Origin of the sequence: Cryobacterium ruanii, from assembly GCF_004404055.1 — a bacterium.
Lineage (GTDB): Bacteria > Actinomycetota > Actinomycetes > Actinomycetales > Microbacteriaceae > Cryobacterium > Cryobacterium ruanii.
This window is the reverse complement of the sequence record NZ_SOHK01000015.1, coordinates 341,750-360,623: the sequence shown is the minus strand read 5'-3', so window position 1 is coordinate 360,623 and position 18,874 is coordinate 341,750. Positions and strand designations below refer to the sequence as shown.

The window sequence follows — 18,874 nt, the reverse complement described above, 5'->3', positions numbered from 1 at the left end:
CGCGTATGGATGCTTCAGGGCGTTGCCACGCCGTTCTGCGTCGGCCTATTGGTCTGCGACATCGACCAGTCGCAGGGCGAACAGACAGGTGGCCTGGCCCTCGACCGAATTGAGGTTGAGCCGCAGTAGTGTCTCAATTTTGCGCAGCCGATAGTTGAGCGAGTTCCGGTGGATGAACAGGGCGCTGCAGGTCTTCGACGGCTGCGCGTCGTTGTCGAGATACGTGCGTAGTGTCTGCAGCAGCGGGCCATCGCGTTTCGAATCATGTTCCCGAAGCGGCGCCAACAACTTCCGAGCCGCTTCTTTCGCTCCGCGTCCGGCGGTCGCGCTGACCACCGCGCTGAGGCCCAGCGCGGGAGCGAGCTGGGGGCGGTCGATGCGCTGGACCAGTTGCAGGGAGTGCACCACGGACAAGCGGAGCTCGAACAGGCTCAGCGTCGCGGTCGTCAGCACGAGGGGTTGCCGATCGTGGATCTGCAGGAGGCGCTCGGCCACGGCGTCGAAATCTTCGCGCGAATTCTGCGTGAACGCCACGAGACGATCGGCGAATTCGGTCACCCGAACGGTATGAAACTTCTCGTGGAGCGCCACCCGCAGCTGCCACGACGTCGACGCGAATTCCCCACTCATATCGGCAACCAGAACGGATGCCGCTACCCGCGGATCCAGCCCGATGTCCTGAAATGCACGACGTACATCAAGATGTGTCGCCTCTTCCCACGACTCGCAGGCCAGGACAAAGCTCTTGATCTCCTGCTGCCAGCTGGCATCAACACTGACCGAGCGGTTCAATTGCAGCGCGATGATCGAGGCGACCGGGCCGAGCAGTGAGGCGAGGGGGTTGTCGCTGTCCCTATCCCTGATGGCGAGGCGACACGGGTTATTGAGCCCCATCGGCAGGGGAATGCTCAACACGCCGGCTTGCGGTTTCGTCCTGATTCCTGAGGTCCACGTGGCCAGGGCGGGATACTGCGCGATGACCGTGCCGTAGGCGTCGTAAACCGCGAGTGGCGACTGAACGACGTTGTAGACGGTGGCCAGCAGGGTGACGATCTCTGCATCCTGATTTGCCAGGCGAGCGCACTCGTCGGCGAGGGACCAGCCACGATTGACGACAGCGAGTCGCTCGGCTTGCATGACACTTTCGATAAAACGATCCACCTGCAGCGGTGGAACAGCCGCCGGCACCTCCAGCAGGGGGACGTCGCGCCGTGTGCACGCGGCAATGAGGCCGGGCGGGAGTACGTGGTGAGCCATACCCGTCGCAAAGACGATCGCTGAAACAGGAACGTCGACCAGGCGTTCCACGAAAGCATCCCAGGTGCGTTCGTCGGAGAAATTCATTCCAATGCCACTCGTCAACAGGAGTGCAGCGGGATCCAGAAATGGGGTCGGATCCATCAGCTCCGTGGGGGCGCATCCGCTGAGTTCGGTCGCCAGCCGCGTCTCGGATGACGGTGTCTGTAGCAAGAGCTGCAACGAACGTTCCAAGAGTAGATCGACTACTCGCATGCGAATCCTGTCTTTTCGGGTGAGTTGCACAAATATCGTTGCAAGGTTAGTGCATTTGCCCACTGGGCCCATGCCCGATGGCACCGTAGCGTAGAGGCATGGACGATGGGAATAGAAACTCGAACATCACAATAAATTCCGACCTGGGCGAGTCCCTCGGCATACACAGCTTCGGCAACGACGAGGCTCTGATGTCGCTGATCGACGTCGCCAACGTTGCCTGCGGCTTTCATTCTGGGGACCCCGATGCGATGGACACCACCGTCGCGCTCGCCAGGGAGCACGGAGTGCGGGTCGGAGCTCACCCGGGATTGCCTGACCTGGTTGGCTTTGGGCGTCGCGAGATGAAACTCACTCCCTCCGAGACGGAGTCCATCATTCGCTATCAGGTGGGCGCGCTGGTCGGGTTCCTGAATAAGTACGACCTGCCGCTGAACCACATCAAACCGCACGGCTCACTCTTCGGGATGCTCGCGCGCGACGAGGCACTCATGCAGGGCGCGGTCAACGTTGCCAAGTCGTACGGCGTGCCCATTTTCGGCCTCGCCGGAAGCGCCCACCAAACGGTGGCCGAACGCAACGGCGTGGAATTCGTCGGCGAGCTGTACGTAGATCTCAACTACAACGCCCAGGGCGGTCTCATCATTCTGCGGCGCCCGGAAGACACGGACCCCGAGAAGGCCGCAGCTCGCGTACGCCGCGTACTGCAGGACGGCAAGGTTCTCGCCACCGACGACACCGTTCTCGGCATTCCCTTCGCGACCATCTGCGTGCACTCCGACGCACCGAATTCTCCGGCCGTCGCCCGAGCCGTCCGCCAAGCCCTTGGCCGGTAGTTCGCGACGCCGTACAACACTCACCCGATGGCGTGGATTCACGCTGACCAGTCCGATGAAAGTGAACGCATGAGCCACCAGATCATCTCTCCCCTTCCCGGCATCTTCTATCGCAAACCCGGCCCGGGCAAAGAGCCGTACGTGAATGAAGGCGAAACGATCTCGGCCGGGCAGACGATCGGCCTCGTCGAAATCATGAAGCAGTTCAGCGAGGTTCGCGCCGAATTCGACGGCGTCCTCGAGAAGTTTGAAATCGACGACTTTGGAATCGTCAACCCCGGCGATGTGATCGCCATCACGTCCTGATTGATTCGAGGTGTCCCCTGGGCGCCCGCCATGCCTTTCCAACGTTTCACTCGACTCACTGGAAGACTCAATGCACAAACTCCTCATAGCCAATCGCGGCGAAATCGCCGTTCGAATCATTCGCACCGCCCGAGAAATGGGCATCGTGACCGTCGCTGTCGTCAGCGAAGCGGACAAGACGTCCTACGCTGCCGACCTTGCTGATGAGGTCATCATCGTCGGTCCTGCTCCGGCGGGACTGAGCTATCTCAATCATGCTGCTGTGCTGAGAGCCGCGCTCGACAGCGGAGCGGATGCCGTGCACCCTGGCTACGGATTTCTTTCGGAGAACGCCGAGTTCGCGCGCAAGGTGATTGCCGCCGGGTTGACGTGGGTTGGTCCCTCTCCAGAATCGATCGAACTCATGGGCGACAAGTCGAGAGCGCGCCGAGCCGCGATCGACGCCGGTGTGCCGACCCTGCCCGGTACCGAAACCGCGCTGCAGGCCGGCGACGACATCGATGCCATCGCTGCCAAGATCGGATTCCCGCTCGTCGTCAAGGCATCTGCGGGAGGCGGGGGGCGAGGAATCCGTTTGGTGGAAGACCCGGCGCAGTTGCGCGGCACCGTTGACATCGCGCAGGCCGAGGCCCTCGCTGCCTTCCACTCGTCGGACGTGTACTTCGAGAAGTTCGTGACCCGGGCGCGCCACGTCGAGGTGCAGATCCTCGGCGATGGTTCGACCTACCTTCACCTCGGCGATCGCGACTGCTCGATGCAACGCCGGCAACAAAAGATTCTCGAGGAAGCTCCGGCTCCCGGGCTGCCCGATGACGTTCGCGAGCGGATGCGCGATTCCTCCGTGGAGCTTGCGCGCAAGGCGAACTATGTCGGAGTGGGCACCGTTGAGTTTCTTTACGACCCGATCAGTCACGAAGTTGCATTCATTGAGATGAACACCCGAATCCAGGTTGAACACACCATTACTGAGGCCATCACGGGCATGGACCTGGTTCGTGAACAACTGCGGATTGCTGCGGGCGAGAAGCTCTCGATCACCCAGGAGGACGTTAGCTTTTACGGGCATGCCTTGGAATTTCGCATCAACGCGGAAGATCCCGACAACAACTTCATGCCGAGCCCAGGCACGATCAAGACGATGAACCTTCCCGGGGGAGCCGGCGTGCGCTCGGATTTCGGCTTCATTGCCGGCAAGACGGTAGCACCGTTCTACGACTCGCTGCTGGGCAAGATCATCGTGTGGGCCCCCACGCGGGAACTGGCCATCGCCCGGGCGGCGCGCGCCTTGGAGGAAGCTCGAATCGACGGAGTCAAATCGACGATTGGTCTGCTCAGTTCTCTCGTCGCCCTGCCCGACTTCGCCCACGTCAATCACCACACGAAGTACATCGAATCGTTTCTGGACTCAATGGGAGATGCAGGATGACGCAGCAGACCACAGCCCGATATACCTGGGGGGGCGATGAGTTTCTCTTCGTTGAAATCGCCGAGGGCATGTCCCTGGAAGCCAACTTCATCTCGAACAGCATCGCGAACGCCCTGGAGGCGCGCGATCTCGCGGGTATCGTCGACATCTGCCCGGCCAATGCGTCGTTACTGGTGCGCTTCGACCCAGACATTCTGCCCTGGCAAGAGCTCGAGCAGGTGGTGCACGTGCTCGAGGACGAGGTGCGGGCATCGACCAACAAGGTACTCGAAACACGCATCATCGAAATTCCGGTCTGGTATAACGACCCGTACACAAACGAAACCGGAGCTCGATTTCGGGAGGGATATCACCAGCGGCCCGAGGGCAACGACCTTGACTTTGCTGCCGAAGTCAACGGCCTGGCCGACGCCGAAGAATTCATCAAACGGCATCACGAGTCGCCCTGGCTGGTGTCGATGGTGGGCTTTGTTGCTGGCCTGCCGTTCCTCTTTCAATTGGTGGAACGCGAGAAACAGCTTGAAGTTCCGAAATATCTGAGCCCTCGTACGGACACTCCCGCGCTAACTGTCGGCTATGGCGGCTGCTTCAGCTGCGTATATTCTGTGCGGGGTGCCGGCGGCTATCAGATGTTCGGAATCGCGGCCGCGCCCATTTTTGATCCGTCGCAGGCGCTGGAAGACTTCGCGGACTTCATGATCTTCTTCAAACCAGGGGACATCGTGAAATTCAAGCCCGTCGACGAGGCGGAATACCGAAGAATCCGTGCGGAGGTCGAAGCAGGAACGTTCCGCTACCGCCAGACGCCGATCGATTTCCACCTGCAAACGGCTTTGGCCGATCCCGACGGTTACACGTTGTCACTCCTGGAGGCACTCAATGGCATTTGACATTCTTGAAGCGGGACTCTCCACTACCGTTCAAGATCAGGGACGAATCGGCTACTACCGCTTTGGGATCCCGCAGGGTGGCTCGATGGACCAATATTCGGCAACGCTGGCCAACCGTCTCGTGGGAAACACCGCCGCTGAGGCCGTGCTCGAGTGCACCTACATCGGTCCCAAGCTCGTGACCCGGGCCGATGCCGTCATCGCGGTGACCGGGGCGCCCGTTGACGTCTTCGTCAACGGCGAGATCCGTGCCGAATACGAACGGATCACGCTCGTGGCGGGAGATGAACTGAAGTTCGGTGTGATCAAGGGCGGCACAAAGTATTTCATCGCCGTGCACGGCGGAATCGATGTGCCCGAGGTGCTCGGTTCTCGTTCGACCTATCCCATCGGAGCAATCGGCGGAGTCGAGGGGCGTGCACTGGCCGCGGGTGACCTGGTTCCCGTCGGTGCCGCGATCGACAACGGCTTGCCCGCACTGCAGTCCATTGACGTCGTTGACCGTCCGGTCTTTTCCAGGGACGTGAACGTTCGGGTCATGCTGGGCTTGTATGACCATCACCTCTCCGCTGAAGGTCTGGAGAGCCTGCTCACGAGCGAATGGGTCCTCACTCCCGTCGCCGACCGGATGGGACTGCGTTACAGCGGGCCCGGAGTGGGATGGAAAGACCGCGAGCAACCATTCGGCGCCGGTCAGGATCCCTCGAATATTGTCGACGCCGGGTACGCCGTCGGCTCTATTCAGATTCCCGGCGGCACCCAGCCCATCATTCTGCACCGTGACGCCGTCTCCGGCGGAGGATATGCCATGGTCGCGACGGTCATCTCCGCGGATATGGACCTGGTGGCGCGCTGTTCTCCGGGCACGAAGACCCGCTTCGTGGCCGTGACGATGGATCAGGCTCTTGATGCTCGGCACGACTACTCGGCCCGCGCCGCCAGAATCTGGTCCTAGCCCGCGGGCTGGCGCCGACCGGCGCTGATGCTGCCCGGCGTACGGTGGGGAACACCGGTCGAGTAGGAGCTGAAGCGTATAGGAGGCCCTCGCGTGACCGAAGCGTGGCGGTAGCGCGTCCATCAAAATGCGCGTGGGCGTGGGCGTGGGCGTGGGTGCGGGTGAGGGGGTGGGGGCAGATCGTCAGCCTGCTCGCCGCGGGGCGGAACTGACCCTGCGCATTCTGGCCTCCCGGCGCACAGACCAGACGGATGACGCCGCGTTCAAGTCCGTTCGCTGAAGCGTCAAAACCCTTCGGGCAGACGTGGCAGGTACGGTGTCTCCAGTCGGGCGCGCTCTGAGGCGCTGAGCTCGAGGTCGAGCGAGGCGATGGCATCGTCGAGGTGCTGCTGCTTGGTGGCGCCCACAATCGGCGCTGTCACAGCGGGGTTGCCCGACACCCAGGCCAGAGCGACCTGCGCTCGCGGCACGCCGCGCTCGGCGGCGATGTCGGCGACGACCGATGCAACAGCACGATCGCCCTCCTCCGCCTGCGCGTAGAGGGTCTGGCCGAACAGATCCGTCTCGGTGCGGGCCGTCGTTTCGTCCCAGTCCCGAGTGAGCTTTCCACGCGCAAGCGGGCTCCACGGGGTGAGGCCGATACCGGCATCCACTGCGAGGGGGAACATCTCCCGCTCCTCTTCTCGGTTGATCAGGTTGTACTGGCTCTGCATCGACGCGAACGGGGTCCAGCCATTCACCTGCTGCAGGCGCAGCGCCTTCGCGAATTGCCAGGCGAACATCGACGAGGCCCCCAGGTAGCGTGCCTTACCCGAGCGCACCACGTCGTGCAGGGCTTCGAGCGTCTCCTCGAGGGGGGTGAAGGGGTCGAAGCGGTGAACGATGTACAGGTCAACGTAGTCCAGGTCGAGCCGGCGCAGGCTGTTATCGATTTCCTGCAGCACCGCTTTGCGTGACAGGCCGCGTTGGTTGGGGCCGTCGCCGACGGGCGCGTACACCTTGGTCGCTACGACGATCTCGTCCCGGTTGGCGTACTCCTTGAGTGCGCGCCCGAGGATTTCTTCGCTCGACCCGGCCGAGTACCCGTTCGCGGTGTCAAAGAAGTTGATGCCGGCCTCAACTGCCTGACGGATGAACGGTCGGCTAGTTTCCTCGGTCAGCGTCCAGGCGTGGTTGCCGCGTTCCGGCTCGCCATAACTCATGCACCCCAAGGCGACCGGGGAGACATCCAGGCCTGTGCTGCCGAACTTCACGTACTTCATGGGACTCCTTTAATGACGGATGCCCCGGGCCGCCTTAAATTCTGCGGCCCGGGGCGGTTCGTGCCGGGGGCTTTATCGATCCGTGAGGCGTCTGCCGTGCGGATCGGAGCGCTTACGCGTTGAGGCGGGTCTCGTTGGCGAACGAGGCAACGTCGATAACGAAACGGTAGCGCACGTCGCTGCGGATGACCCGCTCGTATGCCTCGTTCACCTGATCAACCGTGATGACCTCGATGTCGGCGCCGATCCCGTGGGCGGCACAGAAGTCGAGCATCTCTTGGGTCTGGCGGATGCCGCCGATCTTCGAGCCCGCGATGGAGCGACGCTGCGAGGCGAGCCAGACCATCTTCACGCTGTCGGGTTCCGTGGGAATACCAACGTGCACGAGCGTGCCGTCCAGTGCAAGCAGCTGCAGGTACCGATCCATATCGAGGTTCGCGGCCACGGTGTTCACGATGAGGTCGAAGTGGTTCTCCAGCTCGGTGAACGTGGTCGGGTCGCTCGTGGCGTAGTAGTGGTCTGCACCGAAACGCAGGCCGTCTTCCTGCTTGCTCAGCGTCTGGCTGAGTACGGTGACCTCGGCGCCGAGCGCGTGGGCGATCTTCACGCCCATGTGCCCGAGGCCGCCCATGCCGAGGATGGCGACCTTCTTGCCGGGGCCGGCCTCCCAGTTCTTGAGCGGCGAGTAGAGGGTGATGCCGGCGCAGAGCAGGGGAGCAGCCTCGGAGAGCTCGATGCCCTCGGGAATGCCGAGTACGTAGTTCTCGTCGACGACGACGGCGGTGCTGTAACCGCCGTTGGTTGCCGTGCCGTCGTAGTAGCGGTCGTTGTAGGTGCCGACCTCGCCCTTAAGGCAGTACTGCTCTTCGCCGGCGAGGCAATTGGCGCACTCCCGGCAGGAGTCCACGAAGCAGCCGACGCCGACGCGGTCGCCCACGCTGTAGCGGGTGACGTCGCTGCCGACGGCTGAAACGATGCCGGCGATCTCGTGGCCGGGAACCATCGGGAACAGTCCCACGCCCCACTCGTCGCGGGCTTGGTGAATGTCGGAGTGGCAGATGCCAGAAAACTTGATGTCGATGGCCACGTCGTGGGCGCCGGGAGTGCGTACCTCGATCGTGGTGCGTACGAGAGGCTGGCCGGCCGCGGGGGCGGCGAGGGCGGGAACGGTGGTCGTCATAAGAAACTCTTCCAGTTCGGGTGATGGAATGCGGGGGAACCCCGTGCCGTGGCACGTGTCGACGGTGACATCCGCTGCTTCAACGCTACGCTAAGGGGCTGACATTGTCAGAACTGGCGGGGGCACTGATAGTCCCTCCCTGGGCATCCGCTTGTCGTACGGTTCACTGGTGTGCGTGGCAGGAAGGGTACGCTGTGCCGCATGAGAGCTGCCGTGTACCGCCGCTACGGACCACCGAGCTTCGTGCACGTCGAGGATGCGTCGCCTCCGACGCCCCGGGCCGGCGAATTGCTCGTGCGCGTCTTTGCCAGCACGGTGAACCGCACGGACTGTGGGTTTCTGAGCGGCAAGCCTCGCCTGGTGCGGTTGTTCAGTGGGCTGCGAGCGCCGCGTGCGACGATTCTCGGCTGCGAGTTCGCCGGCGAAGTCGCGGCGGTCGGTTCCGGCGTGCGGTCGTTCACGGTCGGCCAGAGGGTGTTCGGCTATGACGCCGTAAAATTCGGCGGACACGCCGACTACCTGGCCATCGCTGAAACCGGCCTCGTCGCCGAGATTCCGGCGGGATTGTCGTACGACGAAGCCGCACCGATCGTCGAGGGCGCCCACTATGCGCTCAACATGATTCGCGCGGCCAAGATCACGGCCGGGCAGAACGTGCTGGTCAATGGCGGAACCGGGGGAATCGGCTCAGCTGCCGTGCAGTTGCTCGTGCACCTGGGCGCCCGCGTCACCGCGGTCTGCGCCACCGCGCACCTGACTCTGGTTGAATCCCTCGGCGCCGAGCGGGTTGTCGACTATACCCGCGAGGACTTCACGGCGCTCGATGACGAGTTCGACGTGGTGCTCGATGCGGTTGGCAAGAGCAGTTTCGGGCGCTGTCGTCGCCTGCTCGAGCCCAGGGGAATCTATGTGTCTTCTGAATTCGGGGCCTTCTGCCAGAACCCGGTTCTTGCACTGACCACGCCCCTGGTGCGCCGGAAGCGGGTGTTGTTTCCCATTCCCAAAGACACCCGGGAAGACGTGCTGTTTCTGAAGGGTCTGGTCGAATCGGGGGAGTTTCGACCGGTGATCGACCGAGCCTATTCGCTCGAGCAGATTCGCGAGGCCCACGAGTACGTGGCAGCCGGCCAGAAGATCGGCAACGTCGTCATTCGCGTCCAGGCGGAGATGCCGTAGCCCGCCGCTCGCGGAAGGCGATCATGTTCATGCGGTTGCCGCAGCGCACGCTGCAGAACCGCTTGGACCCATTGCGGGAGAGGTCGAGCAGCAGGCCGGTGCAGGCATCCGCTTCGCAGATGCGCAGGCGACCCATTTCGTCGCTGCGAATCACGTCGATCAGTGCCAGGGCCGCCTCGACCCGCATCCGCTCGCCGAGCGGCGCCTCGGGCACGGTCGCGTGCAGGTGCCAGTCCAACACGTCGTGCCGCGCGAGCTGGGGGAGTGCCTTCGCCTCGCGGAGCATGCGATTGACTTCGAGCACGGCGTCGTCGCGTTTGAGGGTCCATACCCGGCGCAGCAGAGCACGGGTCTGCCGAACGTCGGCCAATTCGGCGGCGTCCCCGTCGATGCGGCCGGTGAACGCAATCGGGGCGAGTAGCGTGGCGAGGTCGGCGAGTGTTTCGAGTTCGTCGCGGCCGCTGCGGGAAGCCCCTGGATCGGTGTCGCCGAGCAGGACCACGAATTCGAGCGCATCTTCGGTGTCAGGGGCAAAATGCAAGTTGACTCCTTTTCGGTTCGGTCGTACTGTCAGTGGCATCGGCAACTTTAGACCATGACGGGCTCGATCGAAGGATTTTCCATGAAGCTGTCTTCACTACCCGGCGGCCTGATCATCGCTGCCGTCGCCGCTCTCTCCTTCGGTACGTCCGGCGCACTGGTCAAGCCGATGCTGGAGGCCGGCTGGTCGCCGACCGCGGCCGTCACCGCCCGCGCCCTCACCGCGGGGGTCGTGTTGCTACCCCTCGCGCTCTACTCGCTGCGTGGGCGCTGGGCGGCGCTATGGCTGGGACGCTGGCGGGTGCTCGGCATGGGGATCGTGGGTGTGGCCGCCACCCAGCTCGCCTATTTCGCTGCCCTGCAGACCATTCCGGTCTCCACCGCACTGCTGATTGAATTTCTCGCCCCGCTGATCCTGGTCGGTTTTGTATGGGTCTCGACGAAACGGATGCCGCGGCGCACGGTTCTTCTCGGCTCGGCCCTCGCCGTGGCCGGGTTGGTGCTCGTGATCGGACCCGGCGCGATTCGGGCCGTCGATCCGGTGGGAGTGTTGTTCGCGTTCGGAGCCGCGATCGCGTGTGCGGTGTTCTTCGTCGTCGCCGCGCGCCCGGCCGACGGGCTGCCGCCGATCGCGCTGGCCGCGTTTGGACTGCTGGTCGGCGGCGCGGTGCTCGGTGTTCTCGGTGTTCTCGGTGTGCTGCCGTTCACGGCTTCTTTCACCGACCTGTCACTGCTTGAGTCGGTGGTGCCCTGGTGGGTGCCGCTGCTCGTGCTCGCCGTCATCAGTACGGCGGTCGCCTACGCGGCCGGCATCACCGCCGCCGGACGGCTCGGGTCGAGGCTGGCGTCGTTCGTCGGCCTGCTCGAGGTGATCTTCGCGTCGCTGTTCGCCTGGTTGCTGCTCGGGGAACAACTCACCCCGGTGCAGCTGCTCGGTGGCCTGCTTATTCTTGGTGGCATTGCGGCCGTGCGAGAGGAGCGCGTGGAACTGGCGGCTGAGTCACTGTTACCGGACGAGTCGCTTCAGCACGATGCCGCTGCGAGCGCCTCGGGGGAGACGACGGCCGCGGCATCCGCTCACTGAGAAATCAGCCGCCGAACGCTACGAGGTGGCGCTGTGTGCTGGACTCGCGACTCAGCTACCGGTCGATGCGGGAGACTTGATTCATGTTGGATCTCACCCTGCGCGGCGGCGTTGGCACCCGCGTTGACACCGAGATCGAGGTCAAACGGTCCCGGTTCCTTTGCCGCCTGGTGCGAATCCAAACAGAGGATGCCGCGCACGCTGCCGTCGACGCAGCCCGCACGGAGCACTGGAAGGCGCGCCACCACTGCTCGGCGTTCGTGCTCGGTCCGAGCGGCGCCCCCGATCAGGTACGACGCTCGAATGACGACGGTGAGCCGTCGGGAACGGCGGGCCGGCCCATGCTCGAGGCACTGGCCGGGCGCGGCTTCGTCGACTGTGTGGCCGTTGTCACGCGCTACTTCGGGGGTACCCTTCTCGGCGCCGGCGGCCTCGTGCGTGCCTACTCTGATGCCGTGCTGACCACGATCGACGCAGCGCAGTTTCGCGGGCTGGTCGTGGGGCGCGAACGCCGCGAACTCTTCACGCTCGCCCTGTCCCATGCGGATGCCGGCCGCATCGAGGCCGAGCTGCGCCAGCGGGGCGTACTCGTGCTCGGCACGGATTACGGACGCGATGCCGTGCTGCGACTGGCCGATGAGGACGCCGGTCGGCTCGCCGCCGTTGTGGCGGGAGTGACGGCCGGAGGCGCTGAGCTCGAACCGATCGGCCACGAGTGGGTCGACGTCGAGGCCTGAAACTCTCACGCTTACCCGTCGGCGGTCCGCCGCTCACGTGCCGCATGTTCCTGCTGCTACCGCAGAGCAGTACCCCGCCGCGCAACCCGCGGCAAGCTCGACATCGATATCGATCGGGCATTCAGCGAGACCATGACCACCATTCGCGCCAATCCGGGGGCCACTGTTGAGCGAACCGCTCACTAAGGAAACATTCCGGCGCCTCGAGCGTTGGGTTCCACATGAAGACCATTGTGTATAGCGAAACCGGTGACCCGTCCGTGCTCCACCTTGTCGAGCGGCCGGTGATCGATCCCGGTGCCGGCGAGGTGCGCGTGCGCATAGTGGTGAGCGGGGTGAACCCCACCGACTGGAAATCGCGGCGCGGGTCGGCCCCGGGGGAAGCGCTCGCGTTCGCCGACGTGGTTCCCAATCAGGACGGCTCCGGGTTCGTCGATGCGGTCGGAGCCGGTGTCTCGAACGTGTCCGTCGGCGACCGCGTCTGGCTCGCCCTCGCCGCCTACCAGCGGGCAAACAGCGGAACAGCCCAGGAATTCGCGGTGCTCCCGGCGGAACGCGTCTTTCTCTTGCCGTCACCGGCCAGTTTCGAGCAGGGAGCCAGCCTCGGCGTGCCAGCCATCACCGCCTACCGGGCCCTCACAGTGGCTGAGGACGGACCCCGGCGGCTGCATCCGGGGGCGCTCGACGGCAAGATCGTGCTCGTCGCGGGAGGTGCCGGCGCTGTCGGCCACGCCACTATCCAACTCGCTCGCTGGGCGGGCGCGACCGTGATCACGACCGTGAGTGGGTCAGCCAAAGCCGCCCTCGCGACGGCTGCCGGGGCACACCACGTGGTCATTTACACCGACTCCGACGTGGCAACCGAAATTCGAAGCATTGCGCCCGATGGCGTCGACCTCATCGTCGAGGTGGCCCCCGCCCAAAACTCCGCACTCGACCTCGAGGTCATTCGCAACCGCGGATCGATCGCGGTCTATGCCAACAACGGAGGCGACCAGATAACCCTCGATGTGCGCAAGCACTTCAGCCTGAACGTGCGATACCAGTTCGTGTTGCTGTACACGGTCGGCCTCGAGGTCGTGCAGCAGGCCGCTGCCAGCATCAACGAAGCATTGATGGACGGTGCGCTCTCCATTGGGGTCGAGGCCGGGTTGCAATTGCATCGCTTCGACCTTGCCCACACAGCGGATGCCCACGCCCTCGTCGAGAGCGGCGTCACGGGTAAGGTGCTCATCGACGTCTCAGTAGGCTGACCCGCGGTGGCCAAATCAGGAAATCACGCCGGTGTGGGCCTTGGCCTGCCGGGTGGCGACGGAGTTCCGCGTGGTCATGCTCGCCGAGGATCCCCCTGGCACGTATTTTCTGGACTAGCCCCGGGGACGGTCGTCAAAACGTGCAAAAGCCCCCTGACCGCGAACGGTGAGGGGGCTCCTGAGCTCAGACTTTAGTACTCGCGGCGCGGAGCGCGCGGCGGGCGATCACCCTGATCGGCGGAACGGGACGCGCCGCCCTTATCGGCGCGCAGCTCGATGAGCTTGCCGCTGATGCGGGTGTTTTCCAGCTTGGAGAACACATCGCCCGACAGGTCAGCGGGCAACTCGACCAGCGAGAACTCGGGCAGAATCTTGATGTGCCCGAAGTCGTCGCGGCTCAGCCCGCCCTCGTTGGCGAGGGCGCCAACAATCTGGCGCGGTTCCACCTTGTGCCGCTTGCCGACCTCGATGCGGTACTGCGCCATCGGCTTGCCGCTGGAACGCACCGGGCGTTCGCTGCGTACCGCACGGTCTTCGCGCGGAGCGTAGCTGCCCCGGTCGTCGCGGCCGCCCCGGTCGTCGCGGCCGAAGCGATCGGGCCGATCTGAACGGCCGCCGCGGTCCGGGCGATCGCCGCGCTGCTCCGAGCGTTCGACCCGCTCGTCGCGTTCGACGCGCTGCTGCGCCCGAACGTCCTCGGCCGAGAGCAGAAGGGGAGTCTCGCCTTGGGACACCACCGCGAGGGCAGCGGCCACGTCGACCTCGGGCACATCGTGGTGGGACACGTAGTGCGCGATGATGTCGCGGAACTTGCTGATGCGGTCCGTCTCGTCGAGTGCCGACGTGATGGCGTCGTCGAAACGCGTCAAGCGCGTCACGTTGACGTCCTCCACGCTCGGCAGCTGCATCTGGGTCAGCGGCTGGCGGGTCGCCTTCTCGATCGCAGAGAGCAGGCGACGCTCGCGCGGTGTGACGAAGCTGATCGCTGCGCCCGAGCGACCGGCGCGGCCGGTGCGGCCGATGCGGTGCACGTAGGACTCGGTGTCGATCGGAATGTCGTAGTTGACGACGTGGCTGATGCGTTCCACGTCGAGGCCGCGAGCGGCGACATCCGTTGCGACGAGAATGTCGAGCTTGCCGCTCTTGAGCTGGTTGATCGTACGTTCGCGCTGCACCTGCTGCACGTCACCGTTGATCGCCATGGCGGAGTAGCCGCGCGCACGCAGCTTCTCGGCCAGCAACTCGGTTTCGTTCTTGGTACGGGCGAAGATGATCATGCCCTCGAAGTTCTCGACCTCGAGAATTCGGGTGAGCGCATCAAGCTTTTGCGGGTACGACACCATCAGGTAGCGCTGGGTGGTGTTCGCGCTGGTCGTGGTCTTGCTCTTGACCGTGATTTCTTCGGGATCGTGCAGGTACTTCTTGGAGATGCGGCGAATCTGCGCCGGCATCGTAGCCGAGAACAGCGCAACCTGCTTGTCGTCGGGGGTGTCCGCGAGAATCGTCTCGATGTCCTCCACGAAGCCCATGTTCAGCATCTCATCGGCCTCATCGAGTACGAGGAACTTCAGCTCCGAGAGGTCGAGGGTGCCCTTGGCGAGGTGGTCCATAATGCGGCCCGGAGTACCGACAACGATGTGCACCCCACGACGCAAGGCAGACAGCTGCTGACCGTAGCCCTGTCCGCCGTAGACCGGCAGCACGTGCACGCCGCGCATATGGGCGGCGTACTTCTCGAATGCCTCACACACCTGCAGTGCGAGCTCACGCGTGGGCGCGAGCACGAGGGCTTGCGGGTTCTTCTGCGACAGGTCGAGCCGGTTCAGAATCGGCAGCGCGAACGCGGCCGTCTTACCGGTGCCGGTCTGGGCGAGTCCGACAACGTCGCGACCCTCCAGCAGCGGGGGAATGGTGGCGGCCTGAATGGCCGAGGGGGTTTCGTAGCCGACGGCTTTGAGCGCCTTGAGCATGGCGTCGTTGAGCCCGAGATCGGCAAAGGTCTTGGTTGCAGTGGCAGCGTCTGCCTCGTTCTGCGCAGTGGTGTCTGGTGCGGTCATACTACAACGGTAGTCGACGCCGCCGCTCCCCGTGTAAAGGCTCGTCCGGCGCGTGGCAAAGCGGATGCCCGCGGCCGCGGCATCCGCTCAACGGCGCGCATGCAGGTAGCGCCGGCACAGGTGGAGTTGAACACCCCTTTTGGTGGCGTGATCGCGCTATATTCGTTGAGTTCCGGGCAGCGTCGCTCGGAGGGGGCTCATTGCTGGGTGAAAGGCACCGCCAATGTTCGCGCAAAGTTCTCGTCAGAACCAGAAAGCATCAATCCGCTGGCGTGCAGTTCTGGCTGCCGCGCTGGCAACGGTGCTGGGCCTTGCCACAGTCGGAGCCAGTGCCAGTGCCAGTGCCAGTGCCAGTGCCACGGCGATCGGGACGGTGACTCATTCAGTGACGCTGCCGGCACCCTACTCACACTCGGTGTTCATCAACAACGACGCCGGTTTTCTCGATCACCGCATGAGCCTGCCCACATCGAGCACAAGCATCCGTTTTATCTTGCCGGCCGACGTCGCCGCACTGAATGTCAACACCGTGCGCTTTAGCTTGTATGGAGAAAACTTCACCGTGGGTGGCACCGCATCGCTCGACGCTCAGAAACGCAGCGTCACGATCCCCTTGCCGGCCGGGTTCTTCGCCGTGACGCCAGATCATCGGCCCTTGATCGGTCCGTCGGACGACAGTGGTCCAATTCATGCCGCCGGTTACTACGGGGTGACGTTTTCGGGGACCGGAGCATCAGCGCAACCGCCGCAGGTGGGCTTTCCCTCCGGGGACAGCCTGGAGGCCAACCTGATTCTGGAGCGTGGTACGAGTACCGGCGAGCGTACCCCGGCCCTCAGCCTCGCTCGAGGAGATGTTGATACGGTGTATTCCATCAAGCAGCATTGGGTAACGTCCACTTTGACGGTGCGAAGCGGCGACCTGGTCAGAGTGGCGGGCCCCCGGGGATTCTGGACGGGCACCACTGCACCGTTCGTGTCACGGCAGGTCACTCTCGGATCCGACCTCAACGAGGACTCACTGGACAACCTTCCGCTGCCCTCTGTGGTGTCTGCTGACGGGAGTAAAATCGCGGTCACCGTTCGCGACGGTTCCTCATCGACATCAGAATTCGTGCAGCCAGGGGCAGCACCATTGATCACAATGACCATGATGACTGGCCTCCTCTTCGGCGGCGTGGAAGACGCCGACTACGTCGCCGTGCACATCCCCGTTCGGACTGTCCCGGGGGCACCGACGATTAGAACGCCCATAGCGGGAAAGGCATCCGCTACGGTGCGCTGGACGGCGCCATCCAACGGCGGTGCGGCAATACTCGGCTATCGGGTGCGAGCCTACGCGGACGGAAAACTCGTGACCACGAAACTCGTGGTCGGGCGGGCACAATCGGCGGTCGTGACCGGGCTGAGAAACGGCACCGCGTACACCTTTGATGTGGCGGCGGCCAATAGGGTCGGTATCGGACCGGACGGGAAACGGTCGACGGCGGTCACTCCCCGGGTTTAGTCTGTCGCTTCGCCCCCGTGAAGCACGGGCAGCTCTGCAAGACTGATCTCATAGATGACGAAAGAACCGTCTCGCTCGGCTGAGCATCAGTGCTGGAGGAAGTCGATCGCCGCCTCGCGGAACGGCCGCGACGGCGGCGCATTGAAGTGGTTGCGGCCGGGAATCTCGAAGAAGGCACCGTTCGGCGTGGCCGCGGCCAGGGCCCGGGAGGCAGCGAGAATGCTGTCCTCGCTGCCGGTGGCAAACAGCAGCGGCTGACTGGGCGCGTTTGCGGCGACGGGCTGCGGGCCGCCGCGCATGCCTTCGACCAAGGCGACGAGGGCCGCCAGATCGTTGCCCGGCAGAGCCTTCGCCATCGTGAGATAAGTGCCCGTGAGGTGATCGGTGAGTTCGGTGCCGTGTTCGAGGTGGGCGCGGGCATCCGCTATCTGAAAACGCTTGAGCGGATCGCCGTCGGGGATGCCGCCGAGCACGGCTTGCGTGATGCGGCCGCCCAGCTCACGGGCGGCCTGCCAGCCCACCCGTGCGCCGAGGGAATAACCGACGTAGCGCACCTCGGTGAGCAGGTAGGCGTCGAGTACCGCCTCGACGTCGCCGACGAGCAACTCCATCGAGTAGGCATCGGTCGAGTGCGGTTTGTCGCTCGCTCCGTGGCCGCGCTGGTCGATGCCGATCACGTGAAAGCCGGCGCGGGTCAGGTCGCGAGTCCACCCGGTCGCGTGCCAGTTGGCGATCGCACTCGAGGCGAAGCCGTGTACCACGAACACGGTCGGATGCTCCGGGTCACCAAGCTCATAGGTGGCCAGTTGCACGCCATCGAGGGACGGAACAAAACGGTGTTCGGGGGCGTTTCGATGCAACATCTCCCTATTGCACCACGGATGCTGCCCGCCGGTTCGCCCGATTCACTCACCACCGCCGTCCCTCGTGACCGACGTCACGGCGGTGGCCGTGCTTGCGGCGGCGGTCAGCTCGCCGTAACCAGAGCTGACTGCACGATGACGACGTCCTGGCCGTACTGCTCGTCGACGAATTTCTGGATGGTGCCATCGTCGTAGAGCACGGACACCCACAGGTAGCCGTTCATCGGCATCGAGGTCAGCACCTGCGGCTGGTTGAGTCCGTCCTGAATGGCCTGCAGAGTGGCGTCGTCGCTCGCTCCCGCGTTTGCCGGGTCCTGGCGCGGATCGGGAGAGCCGATCGGCGAATACAGGGACAGCGGAATTGGCGGCTGGGTCTGGGTGAAGGCGGTGTCATCCCAGGTGCCGAACACCGCGTAGGGGCCCCACGTCACCGCGCCCGCGGTTTCGGAATACTGTGCCTGCGACCAGTCCCAGCCGAGAATCGTCGGGCCGCTGCACTGCGGTGGGTAGGACTCCATAATGGGGCCCAGGCAGAGTTGTGGCTCGGCGTCGCCCTGCTGCAGGACCGTGCCCTGGCCGACCAGTTCGTCGCCCGACAGCAACGGCTGCGGAAATGCGACGTACGGCGGCAGCATCCTCGGCACGTCTGCGCCGGGAACCGCGTCGCCCGCGCACGCGGTGAGGGCGAGCAGACCGGTCGCGACCAACGCCGCGAATAGGAACGGTCGAGGTTTCATGCTCTGAGTGTGGCACCGACCCGCAAGCGTCGTCAACGCGGTCGGTGTTGGTCGCCGAATCGTGTCATCAGACGCTTGCGGGCCCGCGCCGGTTAAGCTGGTCCCACGGTTTATCGAGCGGGAGCAATCAGTGAACGAGAACACATCCGGGCTCAGTCCCGAGGTCATCGAGGGCATCTTCGACCTCGCCCGCGACGGCCTGACCGGCCCGCTGGGCGAAATGATCGATGCCGGAGTCGGCCTCGACGTCGTCAACCCGCGCGGAGACACACTGCTGATCGTCGCTGCCTACCAGCAGCACGCCGAGACCGTCGCGGAGCTGCTTCGACGCGGGGCGGACGCATCCGCTATTAATGCGATGGGCCAGACCGCCATCTCCTGCGCGATTTTTCGAAACAACGAGGTCATTCTGCGGTTGCTGCTCGAAGCGGATGCTGACCCAAGCCTCGGCACGCACAGTGGCGTGGCCATCGCCGACCAGTTCGGTCTGCCGCGTATGCGGGAGGTCATCGAGTCGTACCCGCGCGCCTGACGCACAACGAGGGCGTCACCCGCG

18 protein-coding genes are annotated in these 18,874 nt (G+C 64.3%); 11 read left to right on the top strand and 7 right to left on the bottom strand.

What is annotated here, in order from left to right; all coding sequences use genetic code 11:
- Positions 1-45: 45 nt before the first annotated feature.
- Positions 46-1,512 (bottom strand): helix-turn-helix domain-containing protein, encoded by a 1,467-nt coding sequence (locus E3T47_RS11250; RefSeq protein ID WP_277871826.1) that lies wholly within the window; start codon positions 1,510-1,512, stop codon positions 46-48.
- A 98-nt stretch (positions 1,513-1,610) separates the two neighbouring features.
- Here E3T47_RS11250 and pxpA point away from each other — a divergent pair, with 98 nt between their 5' ends.
- The 5 genes from pxpA (at position 1,611) to E3T47_RS11225 (ending at position 5,925) form a co-directional block, all read left to right on the top strand.
- On the top strand, positions 1,611-2,348 hold the full coding sequence (pxpA, locus tag E3T47_RS11245) for a 5-oxoprolinase subunit PxpA (protein WP_134556141.1): 738 nt from the start codon (positions 1,611-1,613) through the stop codon (positions 2,346-2,348).
- 27 nt (positions 2,349-2,375) lie between these two features.
- Positions 2,376-2,654, top strand: a complete 279-nt coding sequence (locus E3T47_RS11240; protein WP_241982185.1) for an acetyl-CoA carboxylase — start codon at positions 2,376-2,378, stop codon at positions 2,652-2,654.
- A gap of 70 nt (positions 2,655-2,724) precedes the next feature.
- Positions 2,725-4,080: an acetyl-CoA carboxylase biotin carboxylase subunit gene (locus tag E3T47_RS11235; RefSeq protein WP_134556140.1), complete on the top strand. Its 1,356-nt coding sequence runs from the start codon at positions 2,725-2,727 to the stop codon at positions 4,078-4,080.
- The gene (locus tag E3T47_RS11230; protein WP_134556139.1) at positions 4,077-4,970 is read left to right on the top strand and encodes a 5-oxoprolinase subunit B family protein; all 894 of its coding nucleotides are present in this window, start codon (positions 4,077-4,079) and stop codon (positions 4,968-4,970) included. Before E3T47_RS11235 ends, E3T47_RS11230 begins: the two co-directional genes overlap by 4 nt.
- Complete coding sequence (locus E3T47_RS11225; protein ID WP_134556138.1) at positions 4,960-5,925, top strand: 5-oxoprolinase subunit C family protein; 966 nt, start codon at positions 4,960-4,962, stop codon at positions 5,923-5,925. The genes E3T47_RS11230 and E3T47_RS11225 overlap by 11 nt, the downstream gene beginning before the upstream one ends.
- Positions 5,926-6,209: 284 nt before the next feature.
- Here E3T47_RS11225 and E3T47_RS11220 read toward each other — a convergent pair whose 3' ends face one another.
- A complete protein-coding gene (locus E3T47_RS11220) occupies positions 6,210-7,187 on the bottom strand; it encodes an aldo/keto reductase (protein WP_134556137.1) in 978 nt (325 codons plus the stop codon).
- A gap of 112 nt (positions 7,188-7,299) precedes the next feature.
- On the bottom strand, positions 7,300-8,367 hold the full coding sequence (locus E3T47_RS11215) for an NAD(P)-dependent alcohol dehydrogenase (protein ID WP_134556136.1): 1,068 nt from the start codon (positions 8,365-8,367) through the stop codon (positions 7,300-7,302).
- 201 nt (positions 8,368-8,568) lie between these two features.
- On the opposite strand from E3T47_RS11215, the gene E3T47_RS11210 reads away from it, so the two are divergent.
- Entirely contained in the window at positions 8,569-9,543 is a 975-nt protein-coding gene (locus tag E3T47_RS11210; RefSeq protein WP_134556135.1) for an NAD(P)-dependent alcohol dehydrogenase, read from the top strand.
- On the opposite strand, the gene E3T47_RS11205 is transcribed toward E3T47_RS11210, so the two are convergent.
- Positions 9,515-10,084, bottom strand: a complete 570-nt coding sequence (locus tag E3T47_RS11205; protein ID WP_174844672.1) for a CGNR zinc finger domain-containing protein — start codon at positions 10,082-10,084, stop codon at positions 9,515-9,517. The genes E3T47_RS11210 and E3T47_RS11205 overlap by 29 nt on opposite strands.
- 81 nt (positions 10,085-10,165) lie before the next feature.
- Between E3T47_RS11205 and E3T47_RS11200 the strand changes: the two genes are divergently transcribed.
- The 3 genes from E3T47_RS11200 to E3T47_RS11190 all read left to right on the top strand — a co-directional run bounded on the left by E3T47_RS11200 (position 10,166) and on the right by E3T47_RS11190 (position 13,157).
- Positions 10,166-11,167: an EamA family transporter gene (locus E3T47_RS11200; protein WP_134556133.1), complete on the top strand. Its 1,002-nt coding sequence runs from the start codon at positions 10,166-10,168 to the stop codon at positions 11,165-11,167.
- An 83-nt stretch (positions 11,168-11,250) separates the two neighbouring features.
- Complete coding sequence (locus E3T47_RS11195; protein WP_134556132.1) at positions 11,251-11,904, top strand: IMPACT family protein; 654 nt, start codon at positions 11,251-11,253, stop codon at positions 11,902-11,904.
- 221 nt (positions 11,905-12,125) lie between these two features.
- On the top strand, positions 12,126-13,157 hold the full coding sequence (locus E3T47_RS11190) for an NADPH:quinone reductase (protein ID WP_134556131.1): 1,032 nt from the start codon (positions 12,126-12,128) through the stop codon (positions 13,155-13,157).
- 191 nt (positions 13,158-13,348) lie between these two features.
- Here E3T47_RS11190 and E3T47_RS11185 read toward each other — a convergent pair whose 3' ends face one another.
- On the bottom strand, positions 13,349-15,214 hold the full coding sequence (locus tag E3T47_RS11185) for a DEAD/DEAH box helicase (RefSeq protein ID WP_134556130.1): 1,866 nt from the start codon (positions 15,212-15,214) through the stop codon (positions 13,349-13,351).
- Between the two features lie 385 nt (positions 15,215-15,599).
- On the opposite strand from E3T47_RS11185, the gene E3T47_RS11180 reads away from it, so the two are divergent.
- Positions 15,600-16,718 (top strand): fibronectin type III domain-containing protein, encoded by a 1,119-nt coding sequence (locus tag E3T47_RS11180; protein ID WP_241982183.1) that lies wholly within the window; start codon positions 15,600-15,602, stop codon positions 16,716-16,718.
- A gap of 86 nt (positions 16,719-16,804) precedes the next feature.
- On the opposite strand, the gene E3T47_RS11175 is transcribed toward E3T47_RS11180, so the two are convergent.
- Positions 16,805-17,581, bottom strand: a complete 777-nt coding sequence (locus tag E3T47_RS11175) for an alpha/beta fold hydrolase (protein WP_134556128.1) — start codon at positions 17,579-17,581, stop codon at positions 16,805-16,807.
- A gap of 104 nt (positions 17,582-17,685) precedes the next feature.
- Positions 17,686-18,318, bottom strand: coding sequence for a hypothetical protein (locus E3T47_RS11170; RefSeq protein ID WP_134556127.1), 633 nt, complete (start codon positions 18,316-18,318; stop codon positions 17,686-17,688).
- A gap of 130 nt (positions 18,319-18,448) precedes the next feature.
- Here E3T47_RS11170 and E3T47_RS11165 point away from each other — a divergent pair, with 130 nt between their 5' ends.
- On the top strand, positions 18,449-18,850 hold the full coding sequence (locus E3T47_RS11165) for an ankyrin repeat domain-containing protein (RefSeq protein ID WP_198416623.1): 402 nt from the start codon (positions 18,449-18,451) through the stop codon (positions 18,848-18,850).
- Positions 18,851-18,874: the final 24 nt, after the last annotated feature.